Origin of the sequence: Kribbella sindirgiensis (assembly GCF_004331435.1) — a bacterium.
GTDB classification, from domain to species: Bacteria; Actinomycetota; Actinomycetes; order Propionibacteriales; family Kribbellaceae; genus Kribbella; species Kribbella sindirgiensis.
This window is the reverse complement of record NZ_SJKA01000004.1, coordinates 258561-272202: the sequence shown is the minus strand read 5'-3', so window position 1 is coordinate 272202 and position 13642 is coordinate 258561. Positions and strand designations below refer to the sequence as shown.

14 protein-coding genes are annotated in these 13642 nt (G+C 69.4%); 9 read left to right on the top strand and 5 right to left on the bottom strand.

Annotated elements, in window-relative coordinates; all coding sequences use genetic code 11:
* Positions 1–681, bottom strand: a complete 681-nt coding sequence (locus E0H50_RS13130) for a TIGR03089 family protein (RefSeq protein ID WP_131287548.1) — start codon at positions 679–681, stop codon at positions 1–3.
* Between the two features lie 42 nt (positions 682–723).
* Here E0H50_RS13130 and E0H50_RS13125 point away from each other — a divergent pair, with 42 nt between their 5' ends.
* Complete coding sequence (locus tag E0H50_RS13125) at positions 724–945, top strand: twin-arginine translocase TatA/TatE family subunit (protein WP_131287545.1); 222 nt, start codon at positions 724–726, stop codon at positions 943–945.
* Here the strand turns inward: E0H50_RS13125 and E0H50_RS13120 are convergent.
* The gene (locus E0H50_RS13120; RefSeq protein WP_131287542.1) at positions 910–1830 is read right to left on the bottom strand and encodes a LysR family transcriptional regulator; all 921 of its coding nucleotides are present in this window, start codon (positions 1828–1830) and stop codon (positions 910–912) included. The two genes, E0H50_RS13125 and E0H50_RS13120, sit on opposite strands and share 36 nt — an antisense overlap.
* A 70-nt stretch (positions 1831–1900) precedes the next feature.
* Here E0H50_RS13120 and E0H50_RS13115 point away from each other — a divergent pair, with 70 nt between their 5' ends.
* The 6 genes from E0H50_RS13115 (at position 1901) to E0H50_RS13090 (ending at position 8410) form a co-directional block, all read left to right on the top strand.
* Positions 1901–2728 carry an SDR family NAD(P)-dependent oxidoreductase gene (locus tag E0H50_RS13115; protein ID WP_131287539.1) on the top strand — a complete coding sequence of 276 codons (828 nt, stop codon included), beginning with the start codon at positions 1901–1903 and terminating at the stop codon, positions 2726–2728.
* 42 nt (positions 2729–2770) lie between these two features.
* On the top strand, positions 2771–3658 hold the full coding sequence (locus E0H50_RS13110; protein ID WP_131287536.1) for a siderophore-interacting protein: 888 nt from the start codon (positions 2771–2773) through the stop codon (positions 3656–3658).
* A 9-nt stretch (positions 3659–3667) separates the two neighbouring features.
* Entirely contained in the window at positions 3668–5005 is a 1338-nt protein-coding gene (locus tag E0H50_RS13105; RefSeq protein WP_131287533.1) for a hemolysin family protein, read from the top strand.
* Positions 5002–6081, top strand: a complete 1080-nt coding sequence (locus E0H50_RS13100) for a hemolysin family protein (protein WP_131287530.1) — start codon at positions 5002–5004, stop codon at positions 6079–6081. Before E0H50_RS13105 ends, E0H50_RS13100 begins: the two co-directional genes overlap by 4 nt.
* Positions 6082–6188: 107 nt before the next feature.
* Positions 6189–7304 carry an NAD(+)/NADH kinase gene (locus tag E0H50_RS13095; protein WP_337590373.1) on the top strand — a complete coding sequence of 372 codons (1116 nt, stop codon included), beginning with the start codon at positions 6189–6191 and terminating at the stop codon, positions 7302–7304.
* Positions 7305–7315: 11 nt separating this feature from the next.
* Complete coding sequence (locus E0H50_RS13090; RefSeq protein WP_131287524.1) at positions 7316–8410, top strand: mannose-1-phosphate guanylyltransferase; 1095 nt, start codon at positions 7316–7318, stop codon at positions 8408–8410.
* A 485-nt stretch (positions 8411–8895) separates the two neighbouring features.
* Here the strand turns inward: E0H50_RS13090 and E0H50_RS13085 are convergent, their stop codons facing one another.
* Genes E0H50_RS13085 through cofD form a run of 3 tightly spaced genes read right to left on the bottom strand, consistent with a single transcriptional unit; the run spans position 8896 to position 11647 of the window.
* The gene (locus tag E0H50_RS13085) at positions 8896–9654 is read right to left on the bottom strand and encodes a DUF3105 domain-containing protein (protein WP_238150938.1); all 759 of its coding nucleotides are present in this window, start codon (positions 9652–9654) and stop codon (positions 8896–8898) included.
* Positions 9655–9698: 44 nt separating this feature from the next.
* Entirely contained in the window at positions 9699–10673 is a 975-nt protein-coding gene (locus E0H50_RS13080) for a coenzyme F420-0:L-glutamate ligase (protein WP_131287521.1), read from the bottom strand.
* On the bottom strand, positions 10670–11647 hold the full coding sequence (gene cofD / locus E0H50_RS13075; protein ID WP_131287518.1) for a 2-phospho-L-lactate transferase: 978 nt from the start codon (positions 11645–11647) through the stop codon (positions 10670–10672). Before cofD ends, E0H50_RS13080 begins: the two co-directional genes overlap by 4 nt.
* A gap of 114 nt (positions 11648–11761) precedes the next feature.
* On the opposite strand from cofD, the gene E0H50_RS13070 reads away from it, so the two are divergent.
* The gene (locus E0H50_RS13070; RefSeq protein WP_131287515.1) at positions 11762–13012 is read left to right on the top strand and encodes a hypothetical protein; all 1251 of its coding nucleotides are present in this window, start codon (positions 11762–11764) and stop codon (positions 13010–13012) included.
* 330 nt (positions 13013–13342) lie between these two features.
* Positions 13343–13594, top strand: coding sequence for a WhiB family transcriptional regulator (locus tag E0H50_RS13065; protein ID WP_020389877.1), 252 nt, complete (start codon positions 13343–13345; stop codon positions 13592–13594).
* The last annotated feature ends 48 nt before the right edge of the window (positions 13595–13642 follow it).

Sequence of the window (13642 nt, the reverse complement as noted above, 5' to 3'; positions counted from 1 at the left end):
CTACCCCTCCAGAACTCGGTCGACCTTCTCGTCCGCGACCCGGCGCTCCAGCTTGGCCGGGTCCAGGTTCCTGCAGAGCACGATCGAACCACCTCCGGCGATCACCCCGACCAGCAGTCCCAGTCCGTGGCGGTCCACCAGGGTCCGGGTGACCAGGATCCGGTCGCTGACCGGTTCCGCCGTACCGATCAGGTCTTCGTGGGTGAGGTCGTCGTACGCCGGTGAGGCCGCTGTCGGCGGGTCGAACGGGACGAACACGTCCGGATGGTTGTAGACCTCGGCTCCGTAGTCCTGGACGCCGTCCGGGAGCGGCTCGCGGAAGCGGCCGCCGAGCGGGAGCAGCGCCGAGGCGACGGTCTCGCGCTCGCCGCGGGGCGTGAAGTCCGGGCCGGTGATCGCGAGGGTGCCGGTGCCGCTGGTCAGCGCCGCGCCGACCGACCAGGTGGACAGCGCCCAGACCACGCCGAGCCAGTGCGGCGGCAGGCCGATCGCGACGGTCTCGCCGGCCTCCAGGTCGTACTCGTCGACGAGCAGGTTGGCGGTCTTCGCGACCCAGTTCGCGGTGGTGACCGCGCTGAGTTCGATCCGCTCGCCGGTCGTGTCGTCGTAGTAGGTGAGGAACGGGGCGCCGCCGTCCCGGCGGACCGCGGCCGCGAACAACTCGGGCAGAACTCGTGACATATGGCCCAGCCTACGGTCCGCGGACCGACGTACGTTGGCAGCATGGTGCTACAGCTCGCACTGCCCGAAGGCGGCGAATGGATCGTCATCCTGGTCATCGTCGTCCTCCTGTTCGGCGCGAAGAAACTCCCCGAACTGACCCGCAACGCGGCCCGGGCGATGAAGGAATTCGACAAAGCCCGCCACGGCGACGACGACGAAACCTCGGACCAGGCGCCGGTCGACGGGTCAGGTGGGCGTGATCTCCGCAGCGGCGGCTCGTAGGGCTGCTGCCAGTACGGCTGTGGGTTCTGGGAGCTTTCCTGGGAGCCGGGCGAGGATCGTACGCCGTAGTTCCTGGGGGCCGCCTCGGACGGTGACGACGCGGACGCCTGGTGGTACCGCCGACGCCATGGACGCGGAGATCGTGGTGAGGCCCGCGCCTGCCGCGACCAGTTGGAGTTTGGCGAGCCAGTCGCGGACTGTGTGCGTGATCACCGGCCGCTCGTCCAGCCCCGGCCAGACGCCCATCAACAGTTCGTTGCTCGACGGCGGACCGGCGATCCACCGCTGACCCCGCAGGTCCGCGACCTCGACCGAATCGGACGCCGCGAGCGGATGCCCGGTCGGTACCGCCAGCCGCAGGCTCCGCTCCGCGAGCGTCTCCAGCTTCAGCGCCGGCGACTCCGCGTCCGGCGGCCGGAACGGCGGAGCGGCCGCGATCACCGCGAGATCGATCGTCCCGGCCCGGAGTGCCCGGACCAGCGCGGGCGTGGACCCTTCCCGGGTCGTCACGGTGATCGCCGGGTGCGTACGACGTACCGCACTGATTGCCCGCGGCAACAAGACTGCACCGGCGCTCGGGAACCAGCCCAGCCGCACGGTCCCGCCCGCGGCCGGAAGACCGGCGAGCTCGCGCGCGGTCGCATCGATCTGGTCGAGGACGGCGGCAGCGTTCCGGAGTACGACCTGTCCTGCGTCGGTGAGCGCGACGCCTTCGCGGCGGCGCTCGAGGAGCTGGTTGCCCGCGGCGCGTTCGAGCGTGGCGATCTGGCGGGAGACGGCCGACTGCGTGTACCCGAGCGCAGCGGCCGCGGCCGTGAACGTACCGCGTTCGGCGACCTCCCGGAACACGCGCAGCGCGACCAACGAGACGTCGGTGAAGTCCATGACGTCTACGCATACCACGTGTGCCCAACTTTCGTTGGAGTCATACCCGCCGCGGACCTACGTTGGCCACATGAGAACCGCACTGATCACCGGCGCCAACCAAGGCATCGGATATGCACTGGTAGCAGAACTCGCCAACCGGATGAATCCCGACGACCTGATCCTCCTCACCGGCAGAAACCCGGCCCGAGTGGCCGCCGCAGCCGCTCAGGTGAACGGAAGAGCGCGGGTTGAGGGGCGGGTGCTGGACGTCACGGACGGGGAGGCTGTACGGCGGTTGGCGGGGGAGCTGGGTGCGGTGGACATCGTGGTGTCCAACGCCGTGGGGCCGCTGGAGCCGGGGAAGGCTCCGGCGGAGCAGGTGGACGAGTTCGTGGATGTGGCGAACCTGGGTGCGCAGCACATGCTGCGGGCGTTCGGGCCGATTCTGCGGCCCGGTGGTCGGCTGATCGTGGTGGCCAGCTCGCTCGGGACGCTGGCGCAGTTGCCGCAGCAACTGTGGGACCGATTCGACGGAGCCTCGCTGGAGGACATCGAGAAGGTCGTGGAGGAGTGGCGCACGGCGGTCCACGACGGTACGGCGCAGGCGCAGGGCTGGCCGGAGTGGATCAACCTCCCGTCGAAGGTCGCGCAGGTCGCCGCGGTGCGCGCGGTCGCGGCCGAACGACGGGAACGGGACCTCGCCGAGAACACCCTGGTCGCGTCGGTCTGCCCCGGGCTCGTCGACACCCGCGCGTCCCGCCCGTGGTTCGAGGACTTCAGCCAGGCGAAGTCGCCGGCCGATGCCGTCGTACCGATCGCCGACCTGATCCTGGCCGGAACCGTCGATCCGGCCCGGTACGGCGAACTGGTCCGCGACGGCGAGGTGCTGACCTGGAAGCCGTCCACCCCTCGGTAAGGCCCTCGTCCGGCTGTGCTGGTTAGGTTAACCTAACTTTCTGTGAGGGGAACGACGATACGCGGTGAGATCAGGCGGCTGACGCGTTCCGGCGACTCCCGGCTGATCTGCCCGGTCCGGGTCGAGACGGTCGAACCGCTGACCTCACGGTTCAGCTGGGTGACCGTGCAGGGCGACGGCCTCGCCGCGTACCGCACGATCTGCCCGGCCGACGCGTTCAAGCTGGTCATCCCGCCGGACGGCATCGGCAGCGTCCGGATGCCGAAGGTGAGTCCGGCCGGGGCGCCGGTCTGGCCGGAGGACCGCCCGACGCCACTGACCCGCGGCTTCACGGTCCGCACCTTCGACCCGGCCACCCGTCGGCTCACGTTCGACGTCGCGCTGCACGGCGCCGGTCCGGCGATCACCTGGCTGACGAACACCCGCCCGGGCGACACCGTCGTCCTGCTCGGGATGCGTCGCGAGTTCCACGCCGGGGACGTCGACCATCACCTGCTGATCGGTGACTCCACCTCGTTGCCCGCGATCGCGAGCATCGTCGAGAGTCTCGACGTACCGTCAACCGTTTTCCTGCAGGCGGAGACGCCCGCCGAGCGGTCGTTGGTCAAAGGCGATGTGCAGTGGATCCACTCACCGCCCGTCACCGGCCCGGGCAGCTCGCTGGAGCAGGCGGTCCGGTCGTTCCGGCGACCGGCTGGGCGCCTGCAGGCGTGGTGTGCGGCCGAGGCGGGTGTCGTGCGTTCGATCCGTCCGTACCTCGTCGACGAGCTCGGTGTGAGTCGTGACGACCTGCACACGGTCGCGTACTGGATCGCGGGCGAGACGGCGGAGCGCGGCGACGTCGTCCGGATGCAGGCGTTCGCCAAGGCGGCCGAGGAAGGTCTCGATGCCACCGACCCCGCGGTCCTGCAGTCGCTGGAGTTCTCATAAGGTCGTCCCATGCTGATCCTGGCCGGCCTGGGCCTGATCCTGGTGCTGACCGTTGCCACCGGCTACTTCGTCGCCCAGGAGTTCTCGTACGTCGCTGTCGACCGGAGCCGCCTGCAGACGCTGGCCGCGGACGGTGACGCTGCCGCCGCGCGAGCGCTGAAAGTCACCGCGCGACTCTCGTTCGTGCTGTCCGGCGCCCAGGTCGGGATCACCATCACCGCGCTGCTCGCCGGGTACTTCGCCGAGCCGTACCTCGGTGAAGGTCTGGAACGCCTGCTCGGCGCGGCCGACGTACCGGACGCCGTGAGCAGATCGGTCTCGGTGATCCTTGCGTTGCTGCTGGCAACGATCATCCAGATGGTGCTCGGCGAGCTGGCGCCGAAGAACCTGGCGATCGCCCGCGCCGAGGCGATCGCGCTGCGGCTGTCCCGGTCGACCCTGGTCTACCTGGCGGTGGCGGGTCCGCTGATCCACCTGTTCGACTCGGCGTCGAACCGGATCCTGCGCCGCGTCGGCATCGAGCCGGTCGAGGAACTTCCGCAGGGCGCGACCGCGCGGGAGCTCGACCGGATCATCGAGACGTCGTACGAGCAGGGCCTGCTGGACCAGGACACGATGCGGCTGCTGGACCGCGGCCTCGACTTCCGCGGCCGGACCGCGGGCGAGGCGATGGTGCCGCGGGTCGACGTGGTCACCGTGCACCGCGAGGAGCCGCTGACCCGGGTGGTCGAGCTGCAGGCCACCGGACACAGCAGGTTCCCGGTGATCGGCGCATCGGTCGACGAGGTGATCGGCGTGGTCGCGATCGGCGAGGTCGTCGAGCTCGAACCGGCCGATCGCGCGACGATCGCGGTCGGATCGCTGGCGTCGCCGCCGGTCGCCGTACCGACGACCCTGCCGCTGCCCGCGGTCCTCGAGCGGCTCCGGGTCGCGCGCCGGCAGCTGGCGATCGTCGTCGACGAGTACGGCGGGTTCGCGGGCATCGTGTCGCTGGAGGACATCGCCGAGGAACTGGTCGGCGAGATCCGCGACGAGGACGACCTGCCGGAGACCGGGCCGGTCCAGGGCGGCGACGGGTCGTGGGTGGTGCCTGCCCGGTGGCGCGTCGACGAGGTCGCCGAGGTGACCGGCGTACAACTGCCGGAGAGCGACGACTACGAGACGGTGTCCGGGCTGGTGATGGCGCGGCTGGGCCGGATCCCGGACGTCGGCGATTCGTTCGTCCTGGAGCTTCCGCACCGGATCGACCACGACGGGCGGCCGGTTCCGCCGGAGTACGTGCGGCTCACGGTGCAGACCGTCGAGCGCCGGGTGCCCGGCATCGTCGTGATGGAGCGGACGGCATGAGTACGACGCTCGCGCTCATCATCTCCGCCGTACTGCTGGCGCTGAACGGGTTCTTCGTGGCCGCCGAGTTCGCGTTGGTCGCGTCCAAGCGGCACCGGCTCGAGGAGGCGGCGGCGTCCGGCAGCCGTTCGGCCCGGGCCGCGATCGCCGGCGTCAGCGAGCTGTCGCTGATGCTCGCGGGCGCCCAGCTCGGGATCACGTTGTGCACGCTGGGTCTCGGCTCGCTGAGCGAACCGGCCGTCGCGCACCTGCTGCATCCGCTCTTCGAACTGGCGCACATCCCGGAAGGCGTCGGGCATGTGATCGCGCTGATCATCGCGGTCGCCGGCATCGGTCTGCTGCACGTCCTGCTCGGCGAGATGGCGCCGAAATCCTGGGCGATCAGCGACCCCGAGCGAGCCGCGCTCGTGCTGGCGATGCCGTTCCGCGGCTTCACGTACGTCGTCCGCCCGCTGCTGAGCGTCCTCAACTGGATCGCGAACCTGTGCGTCCGGCTGGTCGGCGTGACGCCGCAGAACGAGATCGCCAACGCGCACGGCCCGGACGAGCTGCGGCTGCTGATCGAGTCCTCCCGCGAACACGGCACCCTCGAACAACCCGAGCACGAACTGCTGACCGCGATGCTCGCGCTGCAGAACACCACCGTCGGCCAGGTGATGACGCCGATCGCCGAGCTGTCCACGGTCCAGGCGTCCGCGTCGGCCCGCGAGGTGGAGCTGACCAGCCGCCGCGAAGGGCATTCGCGGCTCGCGGTCGTCGGCCGCCGTACCGACGGGTCCACCGGGATCTGCGGCATCGTGCACGTCCGCGACGCGGCCCGCGTGACCACCGCGGGCGACACCACCAGCCGCGCGTCGGACCTGATGACAACGGCCCTCGAACTCGGCGACAACACCCCGGTGGCGAAGGCGATCCGCACCATGCGCGACGAGCGTGCCCAACTGGCGGTCGTCTGCGGCGGCAACACCGCGATCGGCGTAGTCGCCCTGGAAGACCTCCTGGAAGAGGTCATCGGCGAGTTCGACGACGAAACCGACCCCATCATCACCGCCGCCCGCCCCACCCCGCCCCGCTAACCCCCGCCGCCGCGCCCCACCCGCTCCCCGCGCGACGTCTTTGTGCCCCCACCGACCGTTTTCGCGGGCTCAAAGTGGTTGGTGGGGGCCCAAGGTTGCCCGCGGAGGTGGGGTGGGGGAGGTTACGGTGGGGCGGAGCGTGTGGAGGAGGGGTTGTGGCGGTTAGGCGGCTTGGGCTGGTGGTGCATCAGGGGCGTCCGGTGGCGGTTCAGACCGCGGAGACCGTGCGTCGGTGGGCAACCGATCACGGCATCGGGTGCACCGATATCGACGTGTGGACGAACCAGGAACGGCGTACCGGGACCGAGGAGCTGCACCACGCCGGGGATCCGGATCTGGTGGTCACGCTCGGCGGTGACGGGACGTTCCTGCGTGGCGCGCGGATCGCGGCGAAGAACAACGCCGCCGTCCTCGGGGTCGATCTCGGAAAGGTCGGTTTTCTCACCGAGGTCGCCTGCAAGGACGTCGAGGAGGCGCTCGAAGCGGTGCATCACGGCGGAGCGACGTACGAGGAACGGATGACGCTGACGATGCGGGCGTCGCGGCCGTTGGAGATCCCTCAGGGCATCGAGTCCTTGCTGCGGTACGGGCACGGGCCGGCGTTGCCTCCGCCGCCGGTACGGCACGAGATGGCGGAGGGTGACGGCTGGGGGATGGCGCTCGACGTGACCGCGCTGAACGACGTCGTGGTGGAGAAGCTCGCGCGCGACCATCAGGTGGCGCTCGGGGTGTACCTGTCCGGCCGGCTGCTGGCGTCGTACTCCGCCGACGCGGTGATCGTCGCGACACCGACCGGGTCGACGGCGTACAGCTTCGCCGCCGGTGGACCGATCCTGTCGCCGAACACCGAAGCGATCGTGTTCACACCGGTCGCACCGCACATGACGTTCAACCGCACGGTGGTCGCGGCGCCCGACGAGCCGATCGCGCTGCGGGTGCTGCCGCACTCCGGACAGGCCGCGGTCAGTATCGACGGTCAGCTGCGCGGTGTACTCGATCCGGGGGACTGGATCGGGGTGTACGGGTCGCCGCAGCGGTTGCGGCTGGTACGACTGCGTCCGACCGACTTCTACGGACGGCTCCGCGACCGCTTCCGCCTCACCGACGCCCCCGCAACGGGCGTCGACGGACAGCCCGAACTGTTCTGGCAGCCCTCGGACACGCCGGTACCGCCGGACCTCAAGCACCTGAGGATTCCGCAGTCGCCTGGTGACGACCGGTAGGGTCTCTCCTCATGCGAAACGTGGTGATCCTGGCGGGTGGTTCAGGGACGCGGTTGTGGCCGATGTCCAGAGACGACAGGCCGAAGCAGGTGCTGCCGCTGGCGGCCGGGCAGTCGCTGCTGCGGGTGGCGTACAACCGCCTGCTCGGGCTGGTTGCTCCGGAGAACATCTACGTCTGCACCGTCGGTGCGATCACCGACGTGGTGCGCAAGGAACTGCCGGAACTCGGCCCGCACAACATCATCGGTGAACCGGCCCGCCGGGACACCGCGAACGCCGTCGGGCTCGCGTCCGCCGTGGTGGCGCGGAACGACCCGGACGCGGTGGTCGCGTTCGTCGGGTCGGACCACCTGATCAGCCCCGAGGACGAGTTCCGGGCGGCGATCGAGCACGGGTTCGAGGTCGTCGAGGCGCGTCCGCGATCGCTGGTGACGTTCGGGATCGAGCCGACCCACCCGCACACCGGTCTCGGGTACATCGAACGCGGCGCGCCGATCGAGGGTACGTCGGCGTACGTCGTGGACCGCTTCCGGGAGAAGCCCGACCGGGCGACCGCCGAGGAGTACCTGGCCACCGGGCGGTTCTGGTGGAACTCCGGGATGTTCGTGTGGCAGGCCTCCACGGTGCTCAACGTCCTCGACACCCTGCTGCCGGAGTCGGCCAGTCGTCTGCGTGAGGTCGCCTCGGTCTGGGACACCCCAGCGCGCGAGGCGACGCTCGCGGAGATCTATCCGAACCTGCGCAAGATCAGCGTCGACTACGCGGTTATGGAACCCGCGTCCCAAGGCAAGGTCGACGCGGACGTGGTCGTCGTACCGATGCCCGTGCACTGGCTGGACGTCGGCTCGTGGGCCGCGCTGGCCGACACGTACGACGCCGACCCCAACGGCAACCGCACCGACAGCGTCACCCTGAGCTGCCTACTCGACTCCCACGACAACATCATCGTCACCGACGACCCGAACCACCTGGTCGCGGCCGTAGGCCTCCGCAGCCACATCATCGTCCACACCCAGGACGTCACCATGGTCTGCCCCCTCTCAGACGGCGAACGCGTCAAAGACCTGGTAGCCCAAGTCCAGTCCGACCACGCGAACTACATCTGACCCCCAAGCCCAACGTCCGGGGTCGTGTCGAGTCGTGGATCGTGGCTGGGTTTGCCGACCGATATTCACGACTCGAGGAAACGTGGGTCGGTGTGGCCGCGGGGTTCGGGTATTGGGCGTGGGTGCTGGCGGGGTTGGGCTCGGGTGGTTGTACCGGGGGTTTGTGCAAGGTCGACAGTACGTATACGTCCACTGTTTGGTGATCTGGCCTGCCGCGCGGTGCAGACAGGCGGGTAGTAGATGTATACGTACTGTCGAGCTGCCGTTTCTGGCGGATTGAGGTCACTCGTGCGCGCGGTCAGCCGGCTGCCGGGGGAACAGACACCATCCGGGTGCCGCGGACAGGGAATATCAGGTGCTAGCCCACCAGAACCTGTCGCACGGCCCCACAGTTCACCCACACACGCGACAGGACAGCCGGACATCCCCTCGGATGCGTGGGGAGTGGGTCTGCCGCCGTTCGGTTCCTGGGCGTGGGGAGTGCGTCAGCCGCCGTTGGGTTCCTGGGCGTCGGTGGCTGGGTATTTGTCCATGAACTGTTTGAGGGCCTCGCCGCTGACGGAGCCGCAGAACTGGCGGTGGCCGAAGGACTTCTGGGCCGAGTCGGGGCCGCTCCAGTGGGCGAAGGCGAGGTTCTTGCCGTCCGGCCAGCCCTTGCCTTCGTCCTGCTTGAAGGGGGCGGCGATGAACTTGTTGAGCGAGCTCTCGGGCAGCTTCGACTTGGCGATCTTCTCGATCTGGTCGATCTGGTCCTTCGGCAGCGTGTCCTTGTACCAGAGGATCGTGTAGCCGTGCTCGAGGTTGTGCACCAGGTTCTCCACCGCGGGACGGTCGTCCGTCGTGTAGAACTTCTTCTCGAACGGCGCCCAGTTCGCGTAGTGCGGGCCGGAGGACGGCGGGGAAACGGCGTACATGATCTTCTCGCCGTCGGGCCGGTGGTCCTGGGTGCCGCCGCCCTCGTCGTTGGTGGGGGCGTCGCAGGAGGCCGCGGTCGACGCGACACCGAATTCGGTCAGGGCCTGGTCCTTGGTCCGGGAATCCTGGATCAGCTTGATCGCCGGGTAGGCGATGATGGCCAGGCCGACCACGATGGAGCACACCACGATGAGGATCGTCCGGCGGCGGTCCGAGCGGGCCTGCTCGCGCTGCATCTTCTCGATCATCTCGCGGCGCGACTGTTTCTGCGACGACGCTTTACCCACAGTGTTGGTCTTCCCGGATCGGGGCGGCCACCGCGCCGCCATGCGAAGGCAGTGTACGAGGTGCCCCTGAGAAGTTGCCCAGAAAACTATCCGGACCGTGAGCCGAACGTGACCGTCGCCTCGCTGCCCGGTCCGGGACGCACCGTCACGCCGTACCCCTCGGCGTGCAGCAGGACGGCCAGCCGTTCCGCGACCAGTCCCACGGTCACCGGCTCGTCGCCGAACACCGTGACAGCGTTGTCAGCCGCTTCGAGCCGGACGCCGTCGACGTCGGTCAGCAGCCCCGACCACAACGCCGGATCGGCCGCACGCGGTCCGCTCGGCGGTTGCCGATGGAGTACGGCGGCCCGCGCGGACTCCCGCGTACCCAGGCTGAACATGTCGTGCTCGGCGTCCCGCACCAGCGCCCGCGCGCCGGGCCCGTGCTCACCGATCGGCAGGACGACGTCCTCCAGACCACGCAGTACGGCGACCGGTACGCCGTCCGCCTTGCCCTTCACCAGTTCGCTGGCGCCGGCGATCTCGTCGGCCAGCGCCGGCTCGGTCACCGCGAGGACGTTGCCGTGGCTGTCCGTCGTACCGCGGAGGTCCTCGACGACGCGGACGCCGGCGGCACCGATGGCGAGGTCGGTCTGACCGTTGCGCCACGGGCGGCCGAGCGTGTCCGTGACGACGATGCCGACGTTCACGTCGTACCGCTCCTGCAAAGCGGTCCGCAGGTCACGGGCCGACGCGTCCGGGTCGACCGGGAGCAGCAGGACCGTGCCGGGCGCCGTGTTCGACGTGTCCGTCCCGGCCGCGGCCATCACCAGGCCGTGCCGGGTCTGCACGATCCGGGTCTCACCGCGCTGGGCGACGACCCGCACGAGCTCGGCGTCGACCGCTTCCTGGCGGGTGCCGTAGGTCAGCCGGCCCTCCGCCTTGCTGACGATCTTCGACGTCACCGAGACCACATCGCCGTCGCGCAGGTCGGTGCCCTCGGCGATCAGCGCGGCCAGGTCGTCGCCGGCCGCCACCTCGGGCAGCCCTGTCACCGGGAAGATCTCCAGGTGCTTCCTCATCGCCGTACGGCCTCCGCGAGGGTCAGTGCCGCGTCAGCCATCGCGGCGGTGGTGGTGTCGTCCGTCATCCACAACGGCACCGCCTGGACGTGAATTCCGGCGCCGGCGATCGAATCCGCCTGGATCGCGTCGGAGGAGTCGATCAGCCAGCCGTCCAGTACGCCGCCGGACGTGCGGGAACCGTAGTGGCGGGCCACGGCCGACGCGGTGGACGCCACACCGACGGTGGCGAGCACCTTGTCGGCCATCCCGCGGACCGGACCGGTGCCGATGATCGGCGACAGCCCGATGACCGGGGCCTTGGTCTCCCGGACCGCGTCCCGGATCCCGGGGACGCCGAGGATCGTGCCGACCGAGACCACCGGGTTCGACGGCGGCACGATCAGTACGTCGCAGTCCGCGATCGCCTCGAGGACGCCGGGCGCGGGCTTCGCCTTCTCCTGGCCGACGGCAACGATCTGGTGGGCCGGGATCTTGGCCTGATGACGGACCCAGTACTCCTGGAAATGAATGGCCTTGCGCCGCCCGGGCTGTTCCGGGTCGTCCACCACCACGTGGGTCTCGATCCGGTCGTCACTCATCGGCAGCAGCCGGACCGGCAGCTTCCAGCGCGTGGACAGGGCCTCGGTGACCGCACTGAGCGTGTAGCCGGCGTCCAGCATCTGGGTGCGCACGAGGTGCGTCGCCACGTCCCGGTCGCCGAGCCCGAACCAGGTGGGCTCCACGCCGTACGCCGCGAGCTCCTCCTTGATCACCCAGGTCTCGTCCTCGCGGCCCCACTTACGCTCCTCCGAGATGCCACCGCCGAGCGTGTACATCACGGTGTCGAGGTCGGGACAGACCCGCAGCCCGAACAGGGTGATGTCGTCCGCGGTGTTCCCCACGACGGTGATCTCGGCGTCCGGACGGGCCTTCAGGAGCCCGAGCAGGAAGGTGGAGCCGCCGATGCCGCCGGCCAGCACTGTCAATCGCATGGGAAGAGTCTGCCCGAGTCGTCAATGCGTCGGACCACCGCACGACTATGCTGCGGAGGGTCATCACGTCCGCACAGCTCAGTTGTACGGCCCCCCAACATCCGAGGAGCCCTCGTGGTCACCGACGCAACCAAGAAGCTCAGAGAGCCGGTCGCGTACACCTTGCTCGCATTCGCCGGCCTGCTCGCACTGGCCTCGCTGTTCCAGTTGTTCGTCGGCGGGATCGGCTTCGTCGCCGCTTCCGGCGGCGTGCACTCCGTCATTGTCCCGCCGTCCATCACCACGCTGGCGCTGCTTCCCGCGCTGGTCGGTGCGGTCTGGCTGGTCAACGAAGCTGAGCGGACGCCGAACGCACGCATTGTCGTGTTGGGCGCCCTCATCGTCACCGGTCTCTTCCTGCTGATCGGCCTGGTCGCCACGTTCGCGCAGTTCAACGGCAGCGGCACGGCCGGCGAGAAGATCGTCGGATTCATCTTCTCCCTCGGTGGTCTCGCGCTGTACGGCGGTATCGGGCTGTACGCGCTGAAGACGTTCCAGGCGCTGCCGGCGCCGGTGCGTGCGCCGAAGCCGGGTCAGTTCCAGCAGGGTCAGCCGGGCCAGCAGTACGGCCAGACGGCGCCGTACGGCCAGCAGCAGGGCTACGGCCAGCAGGGTTACGACCAGGGCCAGCAGGGTCAGTACGGCGGTCAGCAGGGCTACGACCAGGGCCAGCAGTACGGCGGTTACGCGGCCGCTGGTGCTGCCGGCGCCGCAGGTGGCTACGCCGCAGGCCAGGACCAGGGTCAGCAGTGGCCGCAGGAGCAGGGCTGGAACCAGGGCGAGCAGCAGAACTGGTCGGCCGGCGAGGCCGAGGCCCAGCAGGCCAGTCAGCACGCCGCGCAGCACGCCGGTCAGCCGGGCGCCGAGCAGGCATGGCCCGCCGAGGGCCAGACGGCCGAGCCGACGCAGCCGTGGGCCTCTGAGGGCCAGCAGCAGTGGGGCGGCCAGGACCAGGGTCAGCAGGCTCAGCAGTGGCCGCAGGAGCAGCAGTGGGGCGGCGCTGACGCCGGCCAGCAGCAGTGGGGTGGCCAGGAGTACGGCCAGCAGACCCCGGCCGCGCAGGAGTGGGGCCAGCAGGAGCACGGCGCTGCTGAGGGCACCCAGGAACCGGCAGAAGCCCAGCAGGCTCAGCAGGCGTGGCAGCAGGAGCAGGCCTGGCAGGCCGAGGAGACCCCGGCCGCCGAGCAGCAGCCGGGCGCTGCCGACCCGGCACCGCAGGCCGAGGCCGCCGACGAGACCCGGATCGACCCGCGGGCCGAGTCGGACAAGAACGACCAGAACCCGCAGGGTCAGGGACAGCAGGGCTGGTGGTCGCAACCTTCCTGATCACTCAGTGATCCAGGACGGCAAGCCCTTGCCGAGTACTGAGGAAAAATCCCGGCAGTACAAGGTTTGAGGTCGGGTACACAGCGCGAGAGGCCTGTATCTACAGGCCTCTCGTTCTTTTGCGGCCGTGTTGCGGATGATCCCAATAGCAGAGCACGGCTTGACTTTCGTGGATTGCAGGAATGTAATTTCAACCGTGTCGTTCGTTAGGACACTCGGTATCGGGGACCGTTGCAGAGCGCAGGACGGACGAGGTCAGGCATGTGGACCGCAAACCCACATGTACAGGGGAACGAACAGGGTCGAGGAGGTCGTACCGTGACAGAGCTGATGGCGATTGTCGACGGTGAGGCGATCGAGGAGGAGCCGAACTGGCAGGAAAGGGCGTTGTGCGCCCAGACCGATCCAGAGGCTTTCTTCCCGGAGAAGGGCGGTTCCACCCGCGAGGCCAAGAAGGTGTGCCTCGGTTGCGACGTCCGGGGCGAGTGCCTCGAGTACGCGCTGCAGAACGACGAGCGCTTCGGGATCTGGGGCGGCCTGTCGGAACGGGAACGCCGCAAGCTGAAGAAGAAGGCCGTCTGACCGTCGGTATCCAAGGCACCACACATCAGGACTTCCGCGAGGCCCCGG